The 25,757-nt window shown below is 68.7% G+C and carries 23 protein-coding genes; 9 read left to right on the top strand and 14 right to left on the bottom strand.

The features are described from left to right. Positions 1-66 precede the first annotated feature (66 nt). The 6 genes from LG334_RS16155 to LG334_RS16130 all read right to left on the bottom strand — a co-directional run bounded on the left by LG334_RS16155 (position 67) and on the right by LG334_RS16130 (position 7,073). A complete protein-coding gene (locus LG334_RS16155; protein ID WP_404379616.1) occupies positions 67-2,160 on the bottom strand; it encodes an exonuclease domain-containing protein in 2,094 nt (697 codons plus the stop codon). Next, on the bottom strand, positions 2,153-2,575 hold the full coding sequence (locus LG334_RS16150) for a response regulator transcription factor (protein WP_404379614.1): 423 nt from the start codon (positions 2,573-2,575) through the stop codon (positions 2,153-2,155). The genes LG334_RS16155 and LG334_RS16150 overlap by 8 nt, the downstream gene beginning before the upstream one ends. Beyond that, positions 2,550-3,098 carry a hypothetical protein gene (locus LG334_RS16145; protein WP_404379612.1) on the bottom strand — a complete coding sequence of 183 codons (549 nt, stop codon included), beginning with the start codon at positions 3,096-3,098 and terminating at the stop codon, positions 2,550-2,552. Before LG334_RS16145 ends, LG334_RS16150 begins: the two co-directional genes overlap by 26 nt. 16 nt (positions 3,099-3,114) lie before the next feature. After that, positions 3,115-4,947 carry a DUF294 nucleotidyltransferase-like domain-containing protein gene (locus LG334_RS16140; protein WP_404379611.1) on the bottom strand — a complete coding sequence of 611 codons (1,833 nt, stop codon included), beginning with the start codon at positions 4,945-4,947 and terminating at the stop codon, positions 3,115-3,117. A 90-nt stretch (positions 4,948-5,037) separates the two neighbouring features. Next, positions 5,038-6,804: a sodium:solute symporter family protein gene (locus tag LG334_RS16135; RefSeq protein WP_404379609.1), complete on the bottom strand. Its 1,767-nt coding sequence runs from the start codon at positions 6,802-6,804 to the stop codon at positions 5,038-5,040. Positions 6,805-6,818: 14 nt separating this feature from the next. Then, positions 6,819-7,073: a DUF4212 domain-containing protein gene (locus LG334_RS16130; protein WP_404379607.1), complete on the bottom strand. Its 255-nt coding sequence runs from the start codon at positions 7,071-7,073 to the stop codon at positions 6,819-6,821. 907 nt (positions 7,074-7,980) lie between these two features. Here LG334_RS16130 and LG334_RS16125 point away from each other — a divergent pair. From LG334_RS16125 to LG334_RS16105, 5 genes are read left to right on the top strand one after another with little or no spacing between them, the layout of a single operon-like run. Beyond that, positions 7,981-8,415 (top strand): Tat pathway signal protein, encoded by a 435-nt coding sequence (locus LG334_RS16125; protein WP_404379605.1) that lies wholly within the window; start codon positions 7,981-7,983, stop codon positions 8,413-8,415. Positions 8,416-8,455: 40 nt separating this feature from the next. Beyond that, a complete protein-coding gene (locus LG334_RS16120) occupies positions 8,456-9,256 on the top strand; it encodes a MotA/TolQ/ExbB proton channel family protein (protein ID WP_404379603.1) in 801 nt (266 codons plus the stop codon). Positions 9,257-9,260: 4 nt separating this feature from the next. Then, entirely contained in the window at positions 9,261-9,665 is a 405-nt protein-coding gene (locus LG334_RS16115; protein ID WP_404379601.1) for an ExbD/TolR family protein, read from the top strand. A gap of 3 nt (positions 9,666-9,668) precedes the next feature. Next, positions 9,669-10,073: an ExbD/TolR family protein gene (locus LG334_RS16110; RefSeq protein WP_404379599.1), complete on the top strand. Its 405-nt coding sequence runs from the start codon at positions 9,669-9,671 to the stop codon at positions 10,071-10,073. Further along, positions 10,073-11,047: an energy transducer TonB gene (locus LG334_RS16105; RefSeq protein WP_404379597.1), complete on the top strand. Its 975-nt coding sequence runs from the start codon at positions 10,073-10,075 to the stop codon at positions 11,045-11,047. The genes LG334_RS16110 and LG334_RS16105 overlap by 1 nt, the downstream gene beginning before the upstream one ends. A gap of 31 nt (positions 11,048-11,078) precedes the next feature. Here the strand turns inward: LG334_RS16105 and LG334_RS16100 are convergent, their stop codons facing one another. From LG334_RS16100 to LG334_RS16070, 7 genes are all read right to left on the bottom strand, one after another. Continuing rightward, positions 11,079-12,206, bottom strand: coding sequence for a class I SAM-dependent RNA methyltransferase (locus LG334_RS16100; RefSeq protein ID WP_404379596.1), 1,128 nt, complete (start codon positions 12,204-12,206; stop codon positions 11,079-11,081). Positions 12,207-12,262: 56 nt separating this feature from the next. Beyond that, positions 12,263-12,541, bottom strand: a complete 279-nt coding sequence (locus tag LG334_RS16095; RefSeq protein WP_404379595.1) for a cupin domain-containing protein — start codon at positions 12,539-12,541, stop codon at positions 12,263-12,265. 139 nt (positions 12,542-12,680) lie between these two features. Then, positions 12,681-14,525, bottom strand: a complete 1,845-nt coding sequence (locus LG334_RS16090) for a hypothetical protein (protein ID WP_404379594.1) — start codon at positions 14,523-14,525, stop codon at positions 12,681-12,683. Between the two features lie 134 nt (positions 14,526-14,659). After that, on the bottom strand, positions 14,660-15,442 hold the full coding sequence (locus tag LG334_RS16085) for a DeoR/GlpR family DNA-binding transcription regulator (RefSeq protein ID WP_404379592.1): 783 nt from the start codon (positions 15,440-15,442) through the stop codon (positions 14,660-14,662). A gap of 151 nt (positions 15,443-15,593) precedes the next feature. Further along, positions 15,594-16,838, bottom strand: a complete 1,245-nt coding sequence (gene choV / locus LG334_RS16080; RefSeq protein WP_404379591.1) for a choline ABC transporter ATP-binding protein — start codon at positions 16,836-16,838, stop codon at positions 15,594-15,596. Continuing rightward, positions 16,835-17,680: a choline ABC transporter permease subunit gene (gene choW / locus LG334_RS16075; RefSeq protein WP_404379590.1), complete on the bottom strand. Its 846-nt coding sequence runs from the start codon at positions 17,678-17,680 to the stop codon at positions 16,835-16,837. The genes choV and choW overlap by 4 nt, the downstream gene beginning before the upstream one ends. 90 nt (positions 17,681-17,770) lie before the next feature. Next, complete coding sequence (locus LG334_RS16070) at positions 17,771-18,742, bottom strand: choline ABC transporter substrate-binding protein (protein ID WP_404379589.1); 972 nt, start codon at positions 18,740-18,742, stop codon at positions 17,771-17,773. 384 nt (positions 18,743-19,126) lie between these two features. Here LG334_RS16070 and betI point away from each other — a divergent pair, with 384 nt between their 5' ends. The 3 genes from betI to betA are packed head-to-tail and all read left to right on the top strand — an operon-like array spanning position 19,127 to position 22,909. Then, the gene (gene betI, locus LG334_RS16065; RefSeq protein WP_404379587.1) at positions 19,127-19,723 is read left to right on the top strand and encodes a choline-responsive transcriptional repressor BetI; all 597 of its coding nucleotides are present in this window, start codon (positions 19,127-19,129) and stop codon (positions 19,721-19,723) included. A gap of 48 nt (positions 19,724-19,771) precedes the next feature. Then, positions 19,772-21,232, top strand: coding sequence for a betaine-aldehyde dehydrogenase (betB, locus tag LG334_RS16060; RefSeq protein WP_404379585.1), 1,461 nt, complete (start codon positions 19,772-19,774; stop codon positions 21,230-21,232). Between the two features lie 21 nt (positions 21,233-21,253). Further along, positions 21,254-22,909, top strand: a complete 1,656-nt coding sequence (gene betA / locus LG334_RS16055) for a choline dehydrogenase (protein WP_404379583.1) — start codon at positions 21,254-21,256, stop codon at positions 22,907-22,909. Between the two features lie 124 nt (positions 22,910-23,033). Here the strand turns inward: betA and LG334_RS16050 are convergent, their stop codons facing one another. After that, a complete protein-coding gene (locus tag LG334_RS16050; protein ID WP_404379581.1) occupies positions 23,034-25,136 on the bottom strand; it encodes a S9 family peptidase in 2,103 nt (700 codons plus the stop codon). 126 nt (positions 25,137-25,262) lie between these two features. On the opposite strand from LG334_RS16050, the gene LG334_RS16045 reads away from it, so the two are divergent. Further along, the gene (locus LG334_RS16045) at positions 25,263-25,685 is read left to right on the top strand and encodes a PRC-barrel domain-containing protein (protein WP_404379579.1); all 423 of its coding nucleotides are present in this window, start codon (positions 25,263-25,265) and stop codon (positions 25,683-25,685) included. Positions 25,686-25,757: the final 72 nt, after the last annotated feature.

Below are 25,757 nucleotides of genomic sequence, written 5' to 3'. Positions count from 1 at the left end.
TCAGGGCGTTCCCGTTTCACCAGTTCGACACCCCCGTTCCCCCGGGAGCGGGGGTGTCGCGTTGCGTCAGGCGGTGTTGAGGTCCTTCAGCAACCGTCCGTGACGGCGCACCTCCGTCAGTACGTCCCCGAAGGTCTCCAGTCCCCGCGCCTTCAGCATCGACACGATCTTGAGGAAGGCATCGGCCGTGGCGATTGTATCGCCGATGGCCGTATGGCGCGCTTCCTCGGGAATGGTGATGCCAAGCCGCGCGGTCAAGGCATCCAGGGAATGCTGCTCAAGTTGTCCGAACACGACGGCCGACAGAAGCACGGTATCCAGGACCGGATGGTCGAAGCTGGCGCCGATGTCTTCCTCATGGCGGCGCAGGAACTCCATGTCGAAGGGGGCGTTGTGGGCGATTAGGACCGCGCCGCGCGCGAACTCGTGGAATCGCCGTCCCGCCTCGGCAATGGTGGGCGCGCCTTCCACCATGGCCGCGGTGATGCCGTGAACATCGGTCGAGGTTGGAGGGATGGACCGCTGGGGGTCGACGAGGGTGTCGAAGACCTCGCCGCGGACGCGGCGGCCGTTGACGATGCGGACCGCGGCGATTTGTACGATCTCGTCGGTGGAGGGCGTGAGGCCCGTGGTTTCCGTGTCGAACACCACGTAGGTCAGGTCCTCCAGCCGGCTTTCCAGGACGTCGGCGTTGCGCTCCTTGGACAGCAGCTCGAAATCGTAGACCACTTCGCGCTCGATCGGCGGCGGCCGATGCGTGGAGCGGCGGGCGAAAGGAATGGGCAGGCGGACGACCGAAAGGTTGCCCGGCCGCGTCTCCGTCCACGTTTCCGTTGCGTGAGCGTTCAGAACGGAGCGCGCGGTCAGGTCGGGAAGTTCCTCATCCATGCGCTCGGTCAGCCAACTGTCCAGTTCGCCCACCGGCAGCGGCGCCCCTTCCCACATCAGGTCGATGGTCGCGCCGGGGCCCTTGTCCTCGGACAGCACCAGCCGGAAGGCGTCCGCCCGCCCGGATTGCGCCAGCCTGCTGCCGAGCCACCGGAACAACGTCGCCAGTTCGAACCCGTCGCAGGTCAGTATCAGTTCCGGGCCCTCGGTTTGCAGCCGCAAGCCTTGCGCATCGAACTGTGCGGTGATCACGTCGAACAGGTCCGGCGAGCGGATTTCCGTCTTCGGGTGCCAGTCGGCCCGGCCTTCGTCATAGCGCGCGCCCAGGTCGACGATCGCCGCACTCAGGGCCTTCACCTCGGTGCTGACGGCTGCCAGCAGGTCCGGCGACTGCACCATGTCGGGGCTCTCGGTGATCACCTCGATGGCGACCTGAAGATTGGCCGCGGGGCGCCGCACGCGATCGAAGACCTCGGCCAGCAGCGCCTCGCGCGTGGCGTGGGTGGCCAGGTCGGCGGTCACGTCCCGCAGGGTCAGCACGAAACCGGGCCGGCGGGTGTTGTCCGTGCGCCGCAGCATGCGCATCCGGCCCAGGAGCATCCGGCCGCTGCCCGTGGTGGCGCACACCAGATCCGACGCGGCTTCCGGGTCGTTCAGGTCGCTCAGGCGCCCGTAGGCATAGCGCACCGGCCCCTCGCGCACGTAGTCGAGCAGACTGCGGCCCAGGCCCGCCGCCGCTCCGGCCTCCAGGATGTGAACGGCCTGGCCGTTGTAGAAGACCAGTTCATAATCGGCCGTGCAGATCAGTACGGCCACCGGCACGTCGGCGAGCAGCTTTTCCAGCCACGCCTTTTCCGCCGACAGGCGAGAGGTTTCGCGCGCCACCGATTCGGCCAGAGCCGACCGGGTTTCGGCCAGCGACTGCGTGATCGCGGCCGCCGCCGGCGCCAGGTCGCCCAGGTACTTGGCATGCTCCCGCTCGGCCCGGATATCCTCGCACACGTCGGCATGGGCGCGGGTGCGGATCGCGTTGGCAAGGCTGTCGATCGCCCGCGCGACGTGCGCGTCGAACAGGTACCAGATGCCCGTCACCAGGAACAGGATCAGAATGCCGCTGAGAATGGCGGCCTGGAGCATGGCGCCGTCCAGGCCCGGCATGTCGCTGCGGGACAGCACCACCGCGCCGCCCAGTGCCACGGCGCCAATGGACCCCACCGCTAGGAAAATGAAAAAAAGAAGAATGCGGATGCGAAGGCTGAGGGTTTCAAGCATCGCCGTCACCCTCCGGGCGGGCTCCGCCGGGCGGAGCGTCCAGCAGCCTGCGCAGTTCCTTGCGCAATTGATCCAGATCGAACGGTTTTGAAATGAACCCGTCGGCGCCTAGGGCCATGCCCTTGCGCCATTCCGCGGCCGATCCGCGCGCCGTCATCATCAGGATGCGGACCCCCGCGCACTCCGGGTCCGCGCGCACGCTCTGGCAGATGTCGTATCCCGACACGCCGGGCAGCATCACGTCCAGCAGGACCAGGTCGGGCTTGCTCTGGCGGATGACGTCCACCGCGCCCGTCCCGGTTTCCAGGCGTTTGTGGTTGTAGCCTTCGCGGGTCAGAAGGAAATTCAGGGCAATCGCAATGTTGTCCTCATCCTCGACCACCAGGATGTCAACTTGCTTTGCTGGGTCCTCCATGCGCTCCTCCTCGGCACGCAGCGATCAAAACCGGGTCCTCGGGCGACAGTTGATACCAGTCAGCCGTCAGAGGAATGCCGTTCTCGTCGACCTTCGTGCCCTCCGTCAGGTCGGCCCGGCGCGCACCGGCGCAGTCGAACAGAGACTTGAACCCGAAGGCCAGCGCCCAACGCTCCTGCAGGATGATGCCCGTCAGGACAAGATCAGGGTTGGCCTGGTTGGTTTTGCGGATTCGGTTGTCCACCACCATGAGGCGGGTGGTCAGCGGCACGACATAGGTCCACGGGCGATACCAGGTGCGGTCTTCGTTCTTGCTGACCACCACCATCTCCTCGGGCAGCCCGGCCTCGAACCGGGGGGCCCAGGAATATTCCAGGTAGATCACCATGGCCAGCATGCCTGCCGCGGTACAGGCCGGCACCAGCCAGGCGGGCAGTCGTCGCGCGCTCAGCTTGCGCAGGATCAGGGCCGAGCCGGCACCGCCGAAACCCGCCATGATGACCGCCAGAAATTCGATAAGCATGTACGTATTGTTCCTGTTACCCGAGCGTGCCGGCGATTCTGCCGACCGCGTTTTGCATGGTGCGGACCACGACGAAGGCGTCGCGCAGGTGGGAGCGCTCGAAATCGGACAGGTCGGCGGGTGCCAGGAAGTTGTCCGGCTTGCGTCCCATGCGCACCTGGTTGGCCTGGTTCTTCAGTCGCAGATCGGCGATCAGGTCGAACGCCTCGATCAGGTCGCGCGCGCCGGATGCAGACACGACGCCCTGTTCCTCGGCGGCCAGAAGGCGCGCCCGCGTGTTGGCCGCGGGAATGCGCCCGCGCAGGGCGTAGACACGCGCAAGGTCGATGACGGGGACGACGCCGCTGAGCTTCACGTCGACGTGGTTCCTGTGTTCGCGGGACCGGATGGTGGCAAGGCCGCCGAAAAGGCCCAGCGGAGGCGTGTGCTTGATCGAGTTGGAGACCATGTGGGCCACGAAGATGGAATTCTTCGACGCGGACTCCAGCGTCTCTTCCTGAAGGGCCTCGAAAAGACTCGCCGTCCCGCCGATCGGGCGCAGGTCGAACATGACCGACGCCAGCATCTGCGCCTCTGGCGAGGGGGTGTTGATCCAGCCCTGGAAATACCGCCGCCACACCTTGAGCGGCTGGCACCAGCGCGGGTTGCACGCCATCATTTCGCCGGGGCAGTAGTAGTAGCCGGCGGCGTCCAGCCCGTCGCAGACAAAGCGCGCCAGATCGGTGAAGTACGCCATGTCATCGGGAGACGCGCTGTCATCGATGATGATGCAGTTGTCCTGGTCGCTGAGGCCCGTCTGCTCCTGCCGCCCCTGGCTGCCACAGGCTGCCCAGACGAAAGGAACGGGCGCCGGCCCGAATTTTTCCTCGGCCAGCTTCAGCAGGCGTCGCGTCGCGGCATCGGCGATGTCGGTGATCAGCCGCGTGACCACGTCGTGGGCGTTGTGGGCCCCGACCAGATGCGCCAGCAGCTGCGGGATGCGCTCGGTCACTTCGGCAAGATCGGCGAAGCTGCCGGCCATCGCCGCATCGCGCACGAGATGCGCCGAACTGGTGGCCTGATATCGGGTTACGTCGGTTTGGGTGATCATGCCCAGCAGCTTGCCGTCACGCACCACCGGCAAGTGTCCGACCCGGTTTTCCAGCATCATGTTCAGGATGTCGGACCCCAGGGATTGGGGGGACAGCGTCAGCGGGTCGCGGGTCATGATGTCGGCCAGGGACGTATCGCCGGACCGTCCTTCCGCAAGCACGCGGCCGGAAAGGTCGCGGGTGGTGACGATGCCGACCAGTTTTTCACCCTCGACCACCGGCAGGCTGGAGATGTGGCGTTCCCGCATCAGCCGCGCCGCGTCCTGGGCGCTGGTCTGCGGCGTGGCGCTGACGAGCTTGCTGACCATCAGGTCGGTCACCTTCAGCGTCGCCAGGTCGTTCTGGCGTCCCACCCTGGCGCCGGACCCGCCGCCGCGGCTGAAGAAGCGGTCGAAGGCCGAATGTTCCGCGATCAGGCGGTGCAACTCGCGGCCGGGAAGGCAGAGCAGCACGGAGTCCGAGGCGGCCGTGGCCGTGGTCATGACGCGGCCGTCGCGCAGAAGACCGCGGACCCCGAAGAAATCGCGGGGGTTGAGCAGTGAGACCAGGGCGCCGTTGGCGTCGGTTCGCTCGACGCTGCCGGACTCCACCAGCCAGATCGAGGCGATGGGCTCCCCTTCGGCATGGATGACGGTGCCTTTGGGCACATCCCTGCGGCTGAAGGAACCGGCCACGCGGGCCAGCTCGTCCAGCGGCAGCGAATTGAACGGCGGAACGGTTTGCAGGAACTCCCGCACCTGTTGGGTGTCTTGCGTCATGATGCCTGCCAGTCCTGTTTACATCGCCCGGATGTAGGGCGGCCTGCCCCCGTTAGAAGAGGGCAGGCCGTAGCATTTACATCAACTGGATCAGTGGTCCGTCGCCGCGCCCGCACCCTTGGGCACGCGGATGGATTCCACCAGTTCCTGAATTTCGGCGGGGGCTTCGTTCGTCATCTTCAGCGTGACGTAGGCCGCGACGAAGTTCAGGACCGCACCCACGGCGCCGAAGCTCAGCGGGGAGATGCCGAACAGCCAGTTCTCCGGCGTGTTGGCCAGCATGTTGGTGTCCGGAATGAAGAACCAGCCCAGGTAGGTGAAGATGTAGAGCAGGGTCGAGCCGAGGCCGACGACCATGCCCACGATCGCACCCGTGGAGTTCATCGTCTTGGAGAAGATGCCCATCATGATGGCCGGGAACAGCGACGATGCCGCCAGACCGAATGCCAGGGCCACCACCTGTGCCGCGAAGCCCGGCGGGTTGAGGCCCAGCCACGTCGCGAACGCGATGGCGAAGGCCATGGAAATGCGGGCCGCCATAAGTTCGGACTTCTCAGAGATGTTGGGCGTGAAGGTCCGCTTGAGCAGGTCGTGACTGATGGCCGAGGAGATGGCCAGCAGCAGACCGGCCGCCGTGGACAACGCCGCTGCCAGGCCGCCGGCGGCGATCAGGCCGATCACCCAGCCCGGAAGCTGCGCGATTTCGGGGTTGGCGAGCACCAGGATGTCACGGTTGAAGGTGACCATCTCGTTGCCTTCCCAGCCGCGCTCGTCGGCAAAGGCGGGCGGATTTTCGCTGTTGTAGTACTGGATCAGGCCGTCGTTGTTCTTGTCCTCGAACGCCAGCAGGCCGGTCTCTTCCCAGGTGCGCATCCAGTCGGGGCGCTGGTCGTAGGCGATCGGCTGCTCCTGGATGCCCTCGGGGTAGATGGTGGTGATGATGTTCAGGCGGGCCATGGCGCCCACGGCCGGAGCGACGGTGTACAGCAGGGCGATGAACACGAGCGCCCAACCGGCCGAGGTGCGGGCGTCAGCCACGCGCGGCACGGTGAAGAAGCGGATGATGACGTGCGGCAGGCCCGCGGTGCCGATCATCAGCGACAGGGTGAACAGCACCATGTTGAAGGTCGAGCCATGATGGCCCGTGTAGTCCTTGAAGCCCAGTTCCACCAGCACTTCGTTCAGGGTCTTGAGCAGCGGCTCGCCGGAGCCGACGTGGTCGGACCACAGGCCGAGCTGCGGCAGCGGGTTGCCCGTCAGCTGCATCGAGATGAACACGGCCGGAATGGTGTAGGCGATGATCAGCACGACGTACTGGGCGAGCTGGGTGTAGGTGATGCCCTTCATGCCGCCGAGCACGGCGTAGACGAACACGACAGCCGCGGCGATCAGCAGGCCCGTGGTGTTGTCCACTTCCAGGAAGCGCGAGAACGCGACGCCCGCACCCGTCATCTGGCCGATCACGTAGGTGATGGACATGACCAGGAGCGACACCACCGCCATCAGGCGGGCGGTCCGGCTGTAGAAGCGGTCGCCGATGAAGTCGGGCACGGTGAAGCGGCCGAACTTGCGCAGGTAGGGGGCCAGCAGCATGGCCAGCAGCACGTAGCCGCCCGTCCAGCCCATGAGGAAGGTGGAGTTGCCGTAGCCGACGAAGGCAATCAGGCCCGCCATGGAGATGAACGAGGCCGCCGACATCCAGTCGGCCGCCGTGGCCGCGCCGTTCACGACCGGGTTGACGCCACGCGAGGCGGCATAGAAGTCCGAAGTCGATCCGGCCTTGGCCCAGATCGCGATCCCGATGTAGAGGGCGAACGAAGCGCCCACGAAAATCAGGTTAAGTACAAATTGATCCATTGGTCAGGCACCCCTCATTCGTCGACGTCGAACTTGCGGTCAAGCTTGTTCATGTACCAGCGGTAATAGAAAATCAGCGCGATGAAGGTCAGGATCGAGCCTTGCTGCGCGAACCAGAACCCAAGATCGGTACCGCCGATGGGGATGCCCGAAATCAGCGGGCGAAGAATGATGCCGAACCCGAAAGACACGAGCGCCCAAATCGCCATGCAAATGGAGATTACGCGCACGTTCGCTTTCCAGTAAGCGGCAGCCGATGTGTCTGACATATGACGTCTCCCAATTTCCTTCCAAGCCGGCCCCCCGGGCCTGGCCTCCTCGCTCCCTGTCGTGCCGGGGCACGACGGAATGTGTTTACAGTCTCACTGGATCGTCGCCAAGCTTGCATCTGGACCCCAAGAGGTGCCACCTCGCGGGGCCGGTGCCCGACGCCGCAGCATTGACGGCATTGGCACGGGTGTGGCGTGCGCTCCGGTGCGATTCTTCCGTCGCTCCGGTTATCATTGGGCGCAGCCTTGCCATCGTAAGGGGTGATTCGCAGGCGTGATCAAGGTCGAACCGGTCGCCCGTTTTCGCCGGATCATCGCCGATGCGGCGGCCCGTGCCGGTGATCTGTGCGATCAAGGCACCACATTCCAACCGGTCGGCGGGAACGCCACGGGCCCCGAATCGTCGCACTGTCGACCTTTCAGGAGGACGCGAACCGGACGAGACGCCGCCATGCCCGCCCAGACGGATGCCACGCCCGGATGCCGAAAAGGCTCCCGGCCGTGCGCCCTTGGCGGCGGCGGCTTCTCGTACGGATTTGAAAACGCCTGAAGAACGGCACGTCTCCAACATCCAGTCTCCCCGTTCGCGCGGGGGTGCCGGGCATTCGAACGCACCCTTCCCCCCCAAAAAAGGCTCATTTCGACGCTGTGCGCGATAGGGTAAGGTCATAACGCATTTAGCGTTCGATGTGTAACTTTTTTAGCTGTTGAATCGCTTGAAGGTCATGCATGCCAATCGGCTGACGAATCAACCCCTCCTTTCGACGCGGGTCGAAGGCGCTTTTCCGCTGATGCGGAAGCCGCCGCCGCCCCGAAAACGCCCGCTTCCCCGGCGGTGACCGGGCTGTTTTGCCTTGACATTGAAAATGACTCGCATTCCTAATGCGGCCCTCAATGGAGGACAGGAATGCGCTGCAAGCACTTGCTGACGCCGATAGCCCTGTGCGGGGCGCTCGGCGCCTGGCTGCCGGCCCACGCGGAAGAGCCGGCTCGCCCCGTCACCGTGGAACTCAACAAGCTCGAGACGGCGGGCGGCGACTGCCGCGTGACGTGGGTGCTGAGCAACGCCTCGCCGCACGACTACGACCGGCTCAAGCTCGACATCGTGGCCTTCGATGCCGACGGCGTGGTGGCGAAGCGGCTGGGGGCCGAGATGGGGCCGCTGCCGGCCGAGGCCACGCGGGTGAAGCTGTTCGACCTGACCGGCCTGGACTGCCGGGGCATCAGCCGCCTTCTCCTGAACGGCGTCCTGACCTGCGAGACCGGGGCGACCGCCGGTCCCGACGCCTGCGCCATGGTTCCGGAGACGGCCTCGCGCGCATCCATCCCGTTCATCCAGTAAGTCCCGCGCCGATCACGGCGCCTTCCCGGGAGCGACATCCATGAGCGAAGCACCCAGCAGCCTTCCGGCGGCCGACCCTCGGCCCGGCGCCGGCGCTACCGACATGCCACCGGCTCCGGCGGGAATGGAGGCGGGGGAACCGGCGGCCGCCGCGCCCGTCGGCCCCTTTGCCGAGGTGGTGGAGCTGCTGTCCGCCGGCGGGCCGATCATGCTGGTGCTGGCCGCGCTGTCGGTGGTGACGCTGGCGGTGGTGCTCTACAAGGTCATCCAGTTCCTGGCCGCCGGTGTCTGGGCGCGGCGCGGTGTCGGGCGGGCGCTGGAATTGTGGCATGCCGGCCGGGCCGACGAGGCGGCGCCGGTGCTCGCCCGCGAGCGCGGGCCGGTCGCCCAGGTCCTGCTGGTCGCCCTGCACACGCGCCTCAACCCGCACATGCGCAGCGAGGAGGCGCGCGAGGAGGCGGAGCGCGTGGCCGCCCTTCATATGGACCGCCTGACCGGCGGGCTGCGCCTTCTGGCGGTGATCGCCACGCTCAGCCCTCTGCTCGGGCTGCTCGGCACCGTCATCGGCATGATCGACGCCTTCCAGGCGCTGGAGAGCGCCGGCAGCAAGGTCGACCCCTCCATCCTGTCGGGCGGCATCTGGGTGGCCCTGTTGACCACGGCCGCCGGGCTGGTGGTCGCCATTCCGGCCGCCGCCGCGCACCAGTGGCTGGAAGGGGTGGTGGAACGCGCCGGCCGCGCCATGGAGGATGCCGCGACCCAGGTCTTCACCCGCCAGCCGGCGACGGCCTTGCGCAAGCCGGTGGCCGACGCCGGCGTGGCGTTCCAGGGCGCCGAGTGACCCCATGCAGGTGGTGCGCAAGAAGCGCGGCGGCCGGGCGCTCATCAGCCTGACGCCCCTCATCGACGTCGTTTTCATCCTGCTGGTCTTTTTCATGCTGGCCTCAAGCTTCACCGAGTGGCGCGCCATCGACCTCGCAACCTCTGCCAAGGCGGTCTCGGCGGCGTCGGTGGAAGGGGCGGTGCTGGTGCGGGTGCGCGCCGACGGCGGCCTCGACATCGCCGGCGAGCGCCTGGACGCCGAGGCGCTCGCGGCCCGCATGGCGTCCGTCGCCGAGCGTAATCCCGAGCGCCGGGTGGCGGTGCAGCCCGACGCCGGCGTGCCGTTGCAGCGCGTGGTGACGGTGATGGAAACCGTCACGGCCGCCGGTCTGTCCGGCGTCTCCATCGTGCGCGGGCCGGGGGGCTGAGCCGTGCGGTTCCGTCAGCGCCATCGCCCCGCCCCGGACGGCGAAAACGTCCTGCCGCTCATCAACGTTGTGTTCCTTCTGCTGGTCTTCTTCATGGTGGCGGGCGCGCTGGAACGCGCCGACCTGTTCGAGGTCACCCCGCCCGAGGCCGCCGTCGAGGCCGAGCCCGAGGACCGGCAGGGCCTGCTGCTCATGGCCGCCGACGGGCGGCTGGCGCTGGGCGGTGCGGTGGTCGCCGAAGGCGATCTGGCCGCCGCCGTGCAGGCATGGCGCGAGGCCAACCCGGACGTGACGCTGAAGGTCAAGGCGGACGCCGCCGCCGAGGCGCTGGCCGTGGTCGGCCTGCTGGAGGACCTGCGGGCGGCGGGCGTCGAACAGGTGGTATTGCTGACAACGGAGGCCGGCTGATGACGGCGCATGTCCTGCCCGCCGCCGACCGTCGCAGCCTGCACATCGCTGTGGCGGTGGGGCTCGCGCTCGGTCTGCACCTGGGCCTTGCCTGGTGGGTGAGCCGCCAGCCGCCGGCGCCGGCGACGGCCCAGGCGCCGGGGGTCGGCGGAATGCTGGTGGATCTCGGGCCGTCCGGCGCCGCCGCCGGAGCCGCACAACCCGCCGCCGCCCCCGAGGTGACCGACGTGCCGCCGGAAACGGTGGAGGCGGCCGAGCCCGTGGAACCCATGGAGACGGTCGAAGCCGTCGAGCCGGCGCCCGTGCCCGAGCCCGTCGAGGCGGTGGAGTCGGTGGAGGCCGTCGACGTCCTGCCGGTGGAGACCGCCGAACCTCCCGAACCCGTTGAGCCGGTGGAGCCGGTCGAGCCCGTGGAGACGGTCGAGCCGGTCGAGACGGTGGAGCCGCCTCCCGAGCCGGCCCGCAAACCGACGCCGCCGCCCCGCCCGCAAGCGCAGCCTCAGCCGCAACCGCAGCCGCAGGCCCGTCCCGAGCCTGCTCCGGCGCCCGCCGCGCCTCCGGCTCCGGCCGAGGCGCCCGTTCCCACGCCGACCAGCCAGCCGGTGGGCGAGGGCGGGGTTTCGGGTGCCGGTGCCGCGGCCGCGCAGGGCACGGCGGAGGCCCGGACCGGCGGCGGAACGCCGGGAGAGCGCCGGGACTACATAGCCCTCATCCAGACCTGGCTGGAGCGCCACAAGGAATATCCCCGCCGCGCCCGTCTGCGCCGCCAGGAAGGCACGGTGGTGCTGCGCTTCGTCATCGACCGCCAGGGCACCGTGCTCAGCCACCGCATCGAGCGCGGCTCCGGCCACGGCGCCCTGGATGACGAGGTGGAAAAGATGATCCGCCGCGCGTCCCCGCTGCCGGCGATGCCGCCGGGAGTGGCGGGCGAGACGCTGGAGATCGCAGTCCCGGTCGTCTTCGACCTGCGGTAGGACAAGTGGCGCTGGTCCGCCGCCGCCGGGTTCAGGCCAGCGGCGGGCTGCGGTAGAGGGTCACCCGGATGCCGCCGTGCGACACCGGCGGGCCGGCCGGTTCGAGCGGCAGGTCGGTGGACCGCGCCAGCGCCTCGTCACTGGTCACGAGGCCGACCCGCCAGCCGGCGAAGCGCTCCCGCAGCGTGCGTCCCAGCGCCCGGTACAGGGGCGTCAGCGTCTTGCGGTCGCCGATGCGGGTGCCGTAGGGCGGGTTGACCATGACCAGCCCCGGCGCGGTTCCCTCCGGCGGTTCGACGTCGCTGACGGTCAGTTGGCGGAAATCGGTCCAGGCGGACACGCCCGCCCGTTCGGCGTTCTCGCGGCTCATGCGCACGGCGCCGGCGTCGCGGTCGCTGCCGAAGAAGCGGGGCTCTGCGGGCGGCGCTTTCGGCGCCCCGGCCGCATTCCGCATGTCGGCCCAGGCGGCGGGATCGAAGGTGGCCAGGTGCTCGAAGGCGAAGGCGCGGGAACGGCCCGGCACCAGCCCGGCGGCGATGTCCGCGGCTTCAAGGATGAAGGTGCCCGAGCCGCACATGGGGTCCACCACCGGCATGGCAGCGCCAAAGCCGCACTGGCGCAGGAACATCGCCGCCATGGTCTCGCGCAGGGGCGCCTTGCTGACGGCCTCCTTGTGGCCGCGGCGGTGCAGGGGCTCGCCGGAGGTGTCGATGCTGATGGTGCAGACGTCGTTCTCGATGCGCGCCTTCACGGCGACCGCGGCTTCGGCCGAGACGGGCACGCCCGTTTCTTCCTGTATCGCGCGCGTGATGCGCTGTGCCGCGGCGCCGGCGTGGTAGATGCGCGAGCCCTTGCAGGTGGCCTCCACCCGCACCGGAACGTCGGGGCGCAGCACGTCCGCCCAGGGGAAGCGGCGGGCGCGCTTGTCCAGTTGGGCCAGGTGGAAGGCGCGGAAGGACCCCACGCGGGCCAGCACGCGGCTGACGCCGCGCAGGACCAGGTTGGCACGCCACACGGCCGTCCAGCCGCCGCGCACGGTCACGCCGCCGGGGACGATGCGGGGCGCGCGGAAACCCTGTTCCACGGCTTCGGCGCGCAGGGCGTCTTCCAGGCCGGGCAGGGTCACCAGGAAGATGTCGAGATCACTGTCGGAGGTCATGGCGCCTGCATAGCGCGAAGCCGCCCGGCCGTCGACAGCTTTTGCCGTGGCGGGGCTCAGGCGCCGGCGGGCCGCGTCGCGACCAGGAAGCGCACGCCCTGGTCGCCCACCTGCTCCACATGGTCCTGGCTGCCCGGCACCTCGATGGTGTCGCCGGGACGGCAGACGGTGGAATAGCCGGGGCCGGAAACAGTCATCTCGCCGTCGAGGATGTACAGGTAGAGGTCCACGTCGTGGGTGTGGGTGTCGTTCAGCCGGTGCGCCGTCCAGGTCTTTTCCACGGGCGCGTCGTAGCCCTTGGTTTCGAGGCTCTGGTGGTAGGCCTGGACGGACATGGCGGCGTCTCCCTGACGGTTGTCGTTTTGGCCGATGATAGACCATTCGGCCCGCTTGGGTATAGCGGCCGTGTCGGGAGCGCCGGCCGGCGTGGCCCGCCCGATTGCGCGGACGGGCCGCTGCCGTTCGTCCGGGCGGTCAGCGGTTGCCGGCCCCCAGCGCGCCAAGGGGCACGTCGTTGACGGTCGGGCCGGTCTGCGGGCTGAAGCTGAGGTCGTAGACCAGGGTATCGGTGCCCGGCGTTCCGGGCGCGCGCCCCAGGCCCTTCAGGACCACCAGCACCGGCAGAAGTTCCTCCAGGTCCGGCCTGGCGGGCGCCAGCTCCTTGAAATGCCTGATGAGCATGTCCAGACCGGCCAACTCGAAGGTGCCCGATGCCGTGGGCGGCAGTCCCGCCAGGCTGATGTCGGTCACCGTGCCCGAGCCGGTCAGCCGTGCCTCGGGCGCATCGAGGCGCAGAGCCTCCAGCACCACCTCGGGCGCGGCCTCGGCCACGGCCTGTTCGGCGGCACGCCTGCGGGTGCCGGCGGTCTCCTGTTGTGCCGCCTGCAGCAGTCCGCCGTAGGGGACCGAGCGCAGCCGCAGCGTCAGGTGCGCGTCGGTGGGAACGGCGCCGACGGGCAGGGCGGAAAGGCTGTCCTCCTCTGCGCGCGCCATCAGCCATCCGGCTTCCGTCGGACCGATGCCGCGGCCGGTCAGGCTGAGGAGCATGTCGCCGGTTCCGCCGTCGTTGTCGGCCGAAAGCGTCAGCGACAGGGCGTCGCCGCGGGCAATGAGCGTGCCGTGGCTGCTGACGGCAGCGCCCTCCAGCGATAGGTCCACGCCGGCGCTGGCCCAATCCATGGCGGCGAACAGGGCCGCGACGGCATCGTCGGACGGTTCCTCGCCGGTCAGGCCCGTCATGGCCGCCATGTCCGAGAGGACCATGTAGCTGTTCCAGTCGAGGCCGTCCAAATTCATGGTCAAGGCGGCCCGGTCCAGCGCGAAGCGCTCCGCCGCGCCGTCGATGGGGCCTTCCGGCACAGCCACCAGGCCTTGCACGATGAAGCCGCCGGTGCCGCTTACCGTCGGCTGGCTGTCGTCCAGGTCCTGCGTGACCTCAACGGAGTCGAGCCGCATCACTTCCACCGGATGGGCGGCGCCGCCGGCGTCGGTCACCGTCTCGAAGGCGCGCAGGTTCTTCGCTTCCGCCACATACCGGCTGTAGACCTTGAGGTCGGTGTTGAACAGCCCCTCGACGCGCGGCGCGTCCATGACGATCATGCCGCCGTCGAAGCGCACGCCCGGCGCCATGGTGACCACGGCGGCAAGATGCCGGTCGCCCTCGGGCGTCAGCGCGATGCGGATGAAGTCCACCTCCGCCGCACCGTCGGTGCCGGCACCCAGGATGACCGCGTCGAGCGTTACGGTCACCCGGCCGCCGGTGCCGCGCTCCACCTGCGGGGGGGCGCCGACATGCACCGGCGTGTCGCCGCTGAAGATGCGGAGCAACTCGGTGATCGGCCGGTCCATGGCATGGTCGGCGCCCAGCGCCTGGAGCAGCGCGGCCTGGAGCGGCTGCGGCCAGTTGCCGGCTCCGGCCTCCGGTGTCGGCGCGGGTTGCGCCGCCGGACCCGCGGCGACCGCGCCGAGGGCCTCCCGCATCGCCGGCGACAGCGCCGCTTCGGCGTCGGCCAGGCGGGCCTGGACGTCGGCGCGGCTGAAAGGGCCGATGGCCTTGCCCTCGGCCAGCATCCGGGCGAGGCGGCTGTCGGGATGCCGGGTGACGATCAGGTCCAGCAGGGCGTCCACGTCCCGCAGCATCAACACCCGCGCCTCGGGCCCCTCCACCTCAAGCGCGTCCTGGTTGATGGCCAATGCCTGCTTGAACAGGGCCTCGGCGCTGTCGGCGGCCAGGGCGGCGGGCGTGGTGGCGGCAACGCAGGCGGCAACCAGCGTTGCGGCGGCCCCGCGCCGGGCGGCGGCGGCAAGTCGCGAAGTCATCAGGTCTTTCCCCTCTGCACTGCGCCGCGCTGCGCGGTCCCGTCGCACCGGGGCGCCATGTGGAAAGACGGTAGGGTGCCGTCGCAACGGTTGTCAATGGTGGGGTCGGCGTCGGCGCCGCGCGGCGCCGGCAATCATGCCAGGGCGGCCGGAACCTCGGCCAGCAGCACCTCCACCTCTGCCGCCTCCAGCCGCGCGGCCATGTCGGGCTGCAACGGGCGGTTCGTGCAGAACAGGTCGACATCGGTGATGGACCCGCCGCGCACCACGGCATTGCGCCCGAACTTGGTGTGGTCGGCGATCAGGATGGACCGCCGGCTGTTGGCGAGGATCGCCTCGCGGGCGCGGACCTCTTCCTCGGCGAAATCCAAAAGGCCGCCCTCGGAGTCGATGCCGCCGACGCCGAAGACGCCGAAGTCCACCTTGTACTGCGAGAAGAACTGGTTGACCTCGTGCCCCACCACGTCGCGGTAGCGGTTGCGCAGGCGGCCGCCGACGATGGTGACTTCGAACGTCGGATTGCCGCAGCAGGCGGCGGCGACGTTCAGGTTGTTTGTGAAAACGCGCAAATGGGAATGGTCGCACAGGGCCTGGGCCACCAGTTCCGGCGTCGTGCCGATGGAGAAGAACAATGAGGCCCCGTCGGGGATGCGCGCGGCCACCATCGCCGCAATGGCGCGCTTTTCCGCCAGGTTCAGGACCTTGCGGTTCTCGTACGGCAGGTTCTCCCGCTCGATCGGCAGTTCCACCCCGCCGTGACGGCGCCGCAGCACGCCCTGGTCGCACAGCGCGTTGACGTCGCGGCGGACGGTCTGCTCCGTCACGGCGAAATGGGTCGCCAGGCTTTCGATGCTGGCAAAACCCGCCTGGCGCACCTGTTCGGCAATGCGGGCGCGGCGCTCCTGGGGCGTGGTCACGGGTCTGCGGTCCTCCGGTCTTCTCATCAGTCACGAGTTTAGCCGGCTACTGTTACATCACCATGACGGTTCGATCATGTCCGGATGAAAATGGGCGCCGTTCGAATGAACGGCGCCCTGAGTGCGTGGCCGGCGTCGCGGACGGTGCCGGTCAGGCGGCCGAGGAATCGCGCGGGTCCGGTGCGGCCTCGGGCTGCGAGCCGGCGGCGGGTTCGCCAAGGACGGCGGCGTACAGCTCCTTGTTGCCCAGCACGCCGACGGCGCGGCCGTCCTCTTCCACCACCAGGGGCGCGGCGGTGGCGCGGCGGATTTCCATGGCCGCGCGCAGGGTGATGTCGGCCGGCGCGGTGACGACGGTGCCTTCCGCCAGCGCCTGCGGGTCGGCGGCGGCCTGCTCGTAGGGCACCACCGGCGAGGCTTCATGGGCGGCGCTTTCGGCGGAGACGGCGTGGCCGGCCTCGTCCATGGTGACGCGGGTGTCGCTCTCGGGCTCGGCCACCACGGTGCCGCCGGGGCCGCGCAAGGCGTCGGCGATGGGCGTCATCACCGACGACGCCTTGAGCACGTTGACCGGGTTCATGTGGGCGACGAAGTCCGCCACGTAGGCGTCCGCCGGATGCAGGGCGATGTCCTCGGGCGTGCCGTACTGCACCACCTTGCCGCTTTCCATGATGGCGATGCGGCTGCCCAGCTTCATGGCCTCGTCCAGATCGTGGCTGACGAAGATGATGGTCTTCTGAAGCTCTTTCTGCAGCACCAGAAGCTCGTCCTGCAGCTTGTTGCGGATCAGCGGGTCCAGCGCCGAGAACGGCTCGTCCATCAGCAGGATCGGCGCGTCCTGGGCGAAGGCGCGGGCGAGGCCGACACGCTGCTGCATGCCGCCTGACAGCTCATGCGCGTAGGCATCGCGCCATTCCGACAGGCCGACCATGGCCAGGCGCTCGTTGACGATGCGGTCGCGCTCCTTCTTCGACATGCCCTGGACTTCCAGCCCGAAGCCGACATTCTCGGCCACGGTGCGCCAGGGCAGCAGGGCGAACTGCTGGAACACCATGGCGATGCCCTTGGTGCGCAGGCGGCGCAGCGTCTTGGCGTCGCAGGAGGCGACGTCGACGGACTCGCCGTTGACGTTGACGATCAGTTCGCCCCGCGTCGGCCGGTTCAGGCCGTTGACGCAGCGCAGAAGCGTCGACTTGCCCGAGCCCGACAGGCCCATGAGCACGCAGATCTCGCCCTCGTGAACGTCGAGAGTGGCGTCGGAGACGCCGACCACATGGCCGGTCTTCTCCTGGATTTCGGCGCGGCTCAGGCCTTCGTCCATCAGCTTCGTCGCAACGGTCGGCTTCTTGCCGAAGACGACGTCGATATGGCGGAAGGAAACGGCGGTGTCGGTCATCGGGCGGCCTTTCGTTCCGGCTGCTTGCAGACACGGTCGAGGATGATGGCGAGGATCACGATGGACAGCCCGGCCTCGAAGCCCTGGGCGATGTTCACCGTGTTCAGCGCACGGACCACGGGCTTGCCCAGGCCGTCGGCGCCCACAAGCGCTGCGATCACGACCATGGACAGCGACAGCATGATACACTGGGTCAGGCCGGCCATGATGGTCGGCATGGCGTGCGGCAGCTCGATCTTCCACAGCATCTGGCTGCGCGTGGCGCCGAAGCTCTCGCCGGCCTCGATCAACTGCTTGGGCGTCGACGACACGCCAAGGTACGTCAGGCGCACGGGGGCCGCGATGGCGAAGATGACGGTGGAGATCAGCCCCGGCACCACGCCCAGCCCGAACAGGATCAGCGTCGGGATCAGGTAGACGAAGGTGGGGATGGTCTGCATCAGGTCCAGGATGGGCCGGACGATCTGGTACAGCCAGTTCCGGTGCGCCGTGGCGATGCCCAGCGGCACGCCGATCAGCATGCACAGCGCGGTGGCGAACAGGACCAGCGCCAGCGTCTCCATGGTCGCGTCCCAGTAGCCCAGGTTCACGATCAACAGGAACGACAGCACGATCAGCGCCACCAACTGCCACTTGCGATGCAGGGCCCAGGCGATGCCGGCGACCAGCGCGATCAGCACCAGCGGGTTGAACCACAGCAGGATGTCCATGAACCCCTCGATGAGGAAGCCCAGGACGTCGGAAATCGTGTAGAAGACGATCGCGGCGTGCTCGTTGAGCCAGTCCACGAAATCGCTCATCCACGCGCCGAGCGGGATCTTGGAGTCGGTCAGCCAGTCCATGTCCGAATGTCACGTTGTTCAAAAAAAGGGGAGCCGCCGCGCCGGCGAGGGGGTCGGGAGCGGCGCGGCGGCTCCTGAAGGTTGCCCGGCTTACTCGGCCAGGGCCTCCTTCAGGGCGGCCTCGGCGTCGCCGCCGTCAGCCGTGGTGACGCCGTCCAGCCAGGCCAGGGCGGCTTCGGTGTTGTCCTTCAGCCACTCGGTGGCGGCGGCTTCGGGCTTCATGTTGTCGTTGATGATGGACGACATGATCTCGTTTTCCATGGACAGCGAGAAGGTCATGTTGTCGATCAGCTTGCCCACGTTCGGGCACTCTTCCATGAAGCCCTGGCGGACGTTGGTGTAGACGGTGGCGCCGCCGTAGTTGGGGCCGAAGATGTCGTCACCGCCCGACAGGTACTTCATGTCGATGTTGGCGTTCATCGGGTGCGGCTCCCAGCCCAGGAACACGACCCAGTCGTCGCGCTTGGCGGCGCGGTTGACCTGCGACAGCATGCCCTGCTCGGAGCTTTCCACCAGCTCGAAACCGCCCAGGCCGAAGGTGTCGTTGTCGATCATGTCCTGGATCAGGCGGTTGCCGTCGTTGCCGGGCTCGATGCCGTAGATCTTGCCGTCCAGCTCGTCCTCGAACTTGGCGATGTCCTGGAAGGACTGCAGCCCGCCCTCGTAGACGTATTCCGGCACCGCCAGCGTGTACTTGGCGCCTTCCAGGTTGGCGTCCAGCGTTTCCACCGTGCCGGCTTCCAGGTAGGGGCGGATGTCGCCTTCCATGGTGGGCATCCAGTTGCCCAGGAACACGTCGACTTCGTTGTTGGCCATGCTGGCGTAGGTCACCGGCACGGACAGAAGCTCGGTCTCCGGTTCGTAGCCCAGGGCCTCCAGGATGACCGACGCCGTCGCGGTGGTGGCGGTGATGTCGGTCCAGCCGACGTCGGAGAAGGTCACCTCCTTGCACTCGGCCGGATCGGCGGCCTGCGCCGGCGCGGCGGCGATGGTGGCCGTGGCGGCCGCGGCCAGCAGGGTCCCGGTCAGGGTGGTGGCGCGGCGGGCGGTCTTGGTCGTCATGGTCACACTCGTCTCCTTGGGTTGTCGAGGGCCCGCCGCCTTGACGCGCGTCCGCCTCACCCTGGAGGCGCGACGGCGACGGGCCGGAAACTCAACTCCTCTGTCCGGTCGTGCGCCCCGGCCGAAACGGGGGCGGGGCGATGCGTGGCGTGAAGCCGGACCGGTCGGCCGAGGGTCCGCGCATGGGCCGCCGGGCGGCGGCCGGGTCGCGGGATGCGACGGATGCGAACCCTCTTGCGGCGCCGCTTGGTGCTTGGGGCGGAGCCTCCTGCGTCGAGGAGGTCGGCGCCGCGGCGGCCGGTTTTCTTGATTGACTGTTCAATAAAAAAACGCCAGAGTGCCTTCTGTCAACAGAAAATGCGCCTGCCCCTGAAGTGAGAGACCATGCCGAAAGTCGGGATGCAGCCCCTGAGGCGTAAGCAGCTTATCGACGCAACCATTTCTGCCATTCATGAAAATGGCTATGCGGAAGCAACCGTGGCGCGGATCGCCAGGAAGGCCGGCATGTCTTCTGGCATCATCGCGCACTATTTCGGCGGCAAGCATGAACTTCTGGCCGCGACCATGCGCAGCCTTTTGACCGACCTTCGGCGCATGGTGGTCGCGCGGCTGGCCGAGGCGAAAACGCCCACTGAGCGCGTCGAGGCCGTGGTGCTGGCGAATTTCGATGAAACGCAGAGCGTGCCGGAGGTGGTCGCCTCGTGGCTCGCGTTCTGGGCGCAGGTGCCCCATGACGAGGAACTGGAGCGGCTGCAGCAGCTCTATATCCGCCGCCTGCGCTCCAACCTGCGGGCGGCTCTGCGCCCGGTGGGCTTCTCCGAGGCCGACCTCGAGGAAGTGGTCGAGGTTCTGGGCAGCCTGATCGACGGCATCTGGATGCGCGCAGCCCTGTCGCCCCGGGGGCTGGACGTGTCGGCCGCGCGCCGACGGGTGCTGCAGGTGCTGCACTTCTATCTGGAGACGCGGTGCGTGGCGGCCTGAGGGCCCGCCCGCCGCTTTCCACCCACAGTAAACCGAAATGGACGAGACATGACGGATCAGCAAAAGCTGTACATCGGCGGCCGGTACGTGGACGCCACCTCCGGCGAAACCTTCGAGACCCGCAATCCCGCCACCGGCGAGGTCCTGGCGACCGTCCAGGCCGCCGGCGCGGCCGACGTGGACCGGGCGGTGGAGGCCGCGCGCGAGGGCTTCCGCGTCTGGTCGGCCATGACGGGCGCCGAGCGCGGCCGCATCCTGAACCGCGCCGCCCGTATCCTGCGCGAGCGCAACGACGAGCTGGCCGAACTGGAGACGCTGGACACCGGCCGCCCCATCCAGGAAACCACGGTGGTGGACATCGTCACCGGCGCCGATGCCGTTGAGTATTATGGCGGCATGGCCGCCACGCTGACCGGCGAGCACATTCCCCTGGGGTCCTCGGCCTTCGCCTACACCCGGCGCGAGCCGCTGGGCATCTGCGCGGGCATCGGCGCCTGGAACTATCCCATCCAGATCGCCTGCTGGAAAAGCGCGCCGGCGCTGGCCTGCGGCAACGCCATGATCTTCAAGCCGGCGGAAATGACCCCGCTGACGGCGCTCAAGCTGGCGGAAATCTACACGGAAGCCGGCCTGCCGCCGGGGGTCTTCAACGTGGTGCAGGGCTTCGCCGAGACCGGCCGCGCGCTCACCCGCCATCCCGGCATCGCCAAGGTGTCGCTGACCGGCGAGGTGGGGACCGGCAAGAAGGTGATGGCCGATGCCGCCGGCACACTGAAGCATGTCACCATGGAGCTTGGCGGCAAGTCGCCGCTGATCGTCTTCGACGACGCCAACCTGGACAACGCCGTGGGCGGCGCCATGATGGGCAACTTCTACAGCCAGGGCGAAATCTGCTCCAACGGCACGCGGGTGTTCGTCCACCGCGACGTGCGCGACGCCATCCTGGAAAAGCTGAAACGCCGCACCGAAAAGATGGTCATCGGCGACCCCCGCGACCCGGCCACCCACGTCGGCCCCATGATCTCGGCCGAGCACGGCGAGAAGGTCACGGGCTACCTCGAGGCCGGCCGCGCCCAGGGCGCGACGCTGGTCACCGGCGGCCACCGGGTCGAGGTGCCGGGCTGCGAGGCCGGCGTCTTCATCGCCCCCACCGTCTTCGCCGACTGCGCCGACGACATGGGCATCGTGCGCGAGGAAATCTTCGGCCCGGTGATGAGCGTGCTGACCTTCGACGACGAGGACGAGGTGATCAGGCGCGCCAACGCCACCGACTACGGCCTGTCGGCTGGCGTCTTCACCCGCGACCTGGCGCGCGGCCACCGCGTGGTGGCGCAGCTTGAAGCCGGCACCTGCTGGATCAACGACTACAACATCACGCCCATTGAGATGCCGTTTGGCGGCGTCAAGCAGTCGGGCCTGGGGCGCGAGAACGGCCATGCCGCCATCGAGCACTACAGCCAAGCCAAGAGCGTCTATGTGTCGCTCGGCGACGTCGACGCCCCGTACTGAATCCAGAGAGTGGTTGTACCGATGACCGAGACTTTCGATTACGTGATCGTCGGCGCGGGGTCGGCGGGCTGCGTGCTCGCCAACCGCCTCAGCGCCGAGAGCGGCAACCAGGTGCTTCTGCTGGAGTTTGGCGGCAAGGACAATTCCATCTTCATCCAGATGCCGTCCGCCTTCTCCATCCCGCTGAACATGCCGAAGTTCGACTGGGAGTTCCACAGCGAGCCGGAGCCCGGCCTCAAGGGGCGGCGCATCCACCAGGCGCGCGGCAAGGTGATCGGCGGGTCGTCGTCGATCAACGGCATGGCCTACGTGCGCGGCTGCGCCGGCGACTTCGAGGAATGGGCGGACCTGGGCGCCAACGGCTGGTCCTATGCCGACGTCCTGCCCTATTTCCAGCGCGCCGAGGATTGCGTCTACGGCGCCGACGCCTATCGCGGCGCCGGCGGTCCCGTCGGCGTGAACAACGGCAACGGCATGAAGAACCCGCTCTACCGCGCCTTCATCGAGGCCGGCAAGCAGGCGGGCTACGGCGAAACGGCCGACTACAACGGCAAGCGCCAGGAAGGCTTCGGCCGCATGGACATGAGCGTGCGGGACGGCGTGCGGGCATCCACGGCCAACGCCTACCTCAAGCCCGCGCTGTCGCGCCCGAACCTGTCGGTGCGCATGCACGCGCTGACCACGCGCATCCTGTTCGAGGGCCGCAAGGCCGTCGGCGTGGAATACCGCCAGGGCGACAAGACCGTCACCGTGCGCGCGCGGAAGGAGGTGATCCTCTCGGCCAGCGCCTTCAACTCGCCCAAGCTGCTCATGCTGTCGGGCGTCGGCCCGGCGGAGCACCTGCGCGAACACGGGATCGATGTCGTCCACGACCTGCCCGGCGTGGGCCAGAACCTCCAGGACCACCTGGAGGTCTGGGTGCAGCAGCGCTGTACGCAGCCGATCACGCTGAACGGCTGGCTGGGCCCCATCGGCCGGGCGCGCATCGGCGCGCGGTGGCTGCTGACCAAGACGGGGCTGGGCGCGACCAACCACTTCGAGGCCAACGGCTATATCCGCAGCCGCGCCGGGCTGAAGTGGCCGGACATCCAGTACCATTTCCTGCCGGGCGCCATCGCCTACGACGGCTCCAGCGCCGTCAAGGGGCACGGCTTCCAGGTTCACCTTGGCCACAACAAGCCCAAGGCCCGCGGCGAAGTGACGCTGCGCTCGGCCGATCCCGCCGCGCCGCCGCGCATGGTGTTCAACTACCTGGACAACGAGGACGACAAGCAGGGCTTCCGCGCCGGCCTGCGCTTCACGCGGGAAATCTTCGAGCAACCGGCCTTCGCGCCCTATCGCGGCGCCGAGGTCTCGCCCGGTCCCGATGTGGTGCGTGACGACGAGATCGACGACTGGGTGGCGGAAACGGCGGAAACGGCCTACCACCCCGCCGGCTCCTGCCGCATGGGCACCGATCCCGACGCCGTGGTGGACCCCGACGGCCGCGTGCACGGCATGGAATCCTTGCGCGTGATCGACAGCTCCATCATGCCGACGGTCACCAACGGCAACCTGAACGCCCCGACGATCATGCTGGCGGAAAAGCTGGCCGACCGGGTGCTTGGCTGCGATCCGCTGCCGCCGTCCAACGCCGACGTCTTCGTGCCGGACAACTGGCAGACCACCCAGCGCTGACGCAAGGAAAAGGCCCCGGAGACGGTTTCTCCGGGGCCTTTTCCGTTTCCGGCTGGTCGTAGAGCATATTCCGATCAGGCGCGGTCGCGCTGTGTGCTTCGATCACGTTTAATCGACAAGGGCTCTAGCGCCTTGGCCGCGCGTCCGCCAGCCCCAGGCGTTCCAGCGCGAAGGCCCACAGCATGGCGCGTTCCTCAAGGGCCTTGAAGCGGCCGCTCTTGCCGCCGTGGCCGGCCTCCATCTCGGTGTGCAGCAGGATGGTCGGGCTGTTGGTGGCGGTCTCGCGCAGGCGGGCGACCCACTTGGCGGGCTCCCAGAAGGTGACGCGCGGGTCGAACAGGCCGGCGGTCACCAGCATGTCCGGGTAGGCCTGCGGGCGGACGGTGTCGTAGGGCGAATAGTCCCGCATCCGCTGGAAGGCCTCGGCGTCCTCAACCGGGTTGCCCCACTCGCTCCACTCCGGCGGGGTGAGCGGCAGATCCGGCGAGAGCATGGTGTTCAGCACGTCCACGAAGGGCACGATCGCCAGAATGCCGGCGAACAGGTCCGGCCGCCGGTTCGCCACCGCGCCCATGAGCATCCCGCCGGCCGAGCCGCCCATGGCGACGATGCGGCCGGGCTGCGTGAGACCGCGCGCCACAAGGTGGTCGGCCACGGCGATGAAGTCGGTGAAGGTGTTGGCCTTGTGCTCCAGCTTGCCGTGGCGGTACCAGGTGCCGCCGCGCTTGCGGCCGCCGCGTATGTGGGCGACGGCCCAGATGGCGCCCCGGTCCACCAGGCTCAACGGGCCGGCGCGGAAGTCGTCGGTGTCGGTGATGCCGTAGGCGCCGTAGCCGTACAGCAGCACCGGCGCGTTTTCCGGCACCGTGTCGCGGTGGCGCAGCAGCGTCACCGGCACCCGCTCTCCGTCCGGCGCCGTCGCCCAGTCCAGGTCCACCACATAGGCCTCGGGGTCGTGCCCCGAAGGAATGACCTGCACCTTGCGCACCGTCTGCGCGCCGGTCTCGAGGTCCAGGTCCACGGCGTGGTCGGGGCGGCGCGGCGAGGAGGCGTGAAAGCGCGCCGTCGTGGTCTCGTATTCCGGCGCGCCGGCGGTTGTCATGTCGTACAGCGGCTCGTCCCAGGTGACGACGCGCTCGTCGCCGGTCTCCAGGTTGGTGATGACCTGGCGGGGGACGCAGTCCACCACCTCGCGCCGGACCATGTGGCGGCGGAACAGCGACAGCCCGCCGATGTAGCGGCCCGGCCGGTGCGGCACCAGGTCGCTCCAGTCGCCGGGGCTGGCCGGATCGGCGGTGCAGATGCGGTAGTCTTCGGCGTCCAGGTCGGTGCGGATGACGAGCCGGTCGCGCGGGGCGTCGTGCTCCACCTCGTAGCGCACGCCGTCCTCGCGGGGGCGCACCAGCACGGGTGCGCTGTCCTGCCCGTCGGCTTTCAGCAGGCGGATTTCATCGCTGCCGTGAGTGTGGGCGCTGATGAGGATCAGCGCGCGCGAGGCGGTGGCATCGGCGGACAGGAAGCTCTCGCCGTCGCCCTCGAACACCACCACGTCGTCGGAGACCGAGGTGCCCAGACGGTGGCGCAGCACGCGGCGGGTCTTGTGGTCGGCGTCCAGCGGCACATAAGTGACCGTCTCGCCGGCCGCGTCCCAGGCGACGCCGGGGCGGACGTTCTCGATGCGCTCCAGGTCGCGGCCGGTTTCGATGTCGCGCATGTGCAGGGTGTAGAACTCGTGCCCCGACAGGTCGGCGCACCACGCCAGCAGGCGCTGGTCGGGGCTGCGGTCCAGGCTGCCCAGCGAGAAGAACGGCGCCTCGGCGGCCTCGGCGTTGGCGTCGAGCACCACCTGCTCCGGGCCGCCGGCGACGGGGCGGCGGACGAAAATCGGATAGTCGCGCCCGGCCTCGAACCGGCGCCAGTATTCAAAGGCGCCGTCCTTGAGGGGCACGCTGTCGTCGTCTTCGGCGATGCGCCCGCGCATCTCCGCCACCAGCGTCTCCCGCAGGTTTGCGTTGGCCGCCATCCATGTTTCGGTGAAGGCGTTCTCGGCCTTCAGGTGCTCCATCATGGCCGCCGGGATCACCGAAGGGTCCTTCAGGTAGGCCATGGCGCCCGGCGGGCGCATCCAGGCATAGGGGTCCTCGATGGTGAAGCGGCCGTCGTGGTAGCTGCGGGTTTCCACCCGGCGCGGCGGTGTCGGCGGGGTGGCGGCGGCACGGTCGGTCAAGGATCGGGTCTCCTGGCGGTGAAAAGGCGTTCCGGGTCAAGATGGTGCATGGACCGGCCTTCGGGCAACGCCCGCAGTGTCGTCGAAGTTACTTGCAGGCACATCGAACCGCCCGAGGAGGCCTCCATGACCCGTTTCCGCCTGCTTGCCGCCGCCCTGCTGCTGCTCCCCATGCCGCTCCTCGCGCAGACGGCCGACGGGCTCGACGCCACCGACCTGCGCCTGGTGGAGCAGAATGACGACGGCATCACATGGCCCGACGACTGGGCGCTGCCGGCGGACTACGGGCATGGCGAAAGCTTGGCGGCGGTGGTGCGTGGGATGCCGGTTGTGGGGTCCTTCGGCCGCCCGCTCGGCGCGGTGGAGGGCGTGCTGGCCGGCCGCGACGGCCGGGCGCAGGCCCTGGCGGTGGAGACCGGCGGCGTGCTGGATCTGGGCGACCCGGTGGTCCTGCCGCTGTCCAAGGCCTCCATGAGCGCCACCGGCGACGCCTTCGTCACCACGCTGACGGAAGAGGAACTGGAGGCCCTGCCGCGCTGGCGGGATTGACGCGGCTCCGTCGCCGGATCGCGACCCTGTTTACATGGCGCGCCGCTCTGTTAAACCGGAGGGCGAGCCAAC

Origin of the sequence: Caenispirillum salinarum (assembly GCF_044803115.1) — a bacterium.
In the GTDB taxonomy this organism is placed as follows: Bacteria; Pseudomonadota; Alphaproteobacteria; order Rhodospirillales; family Rhodospirillaceae; genus Caenispirillum; species Caenispirillum salinarum_A.
The sequence above is the reverse complement of the archived record's forward strand: the minus strand, read 5'-3'. Positions and strand labels throughout refer to the sequence as shown.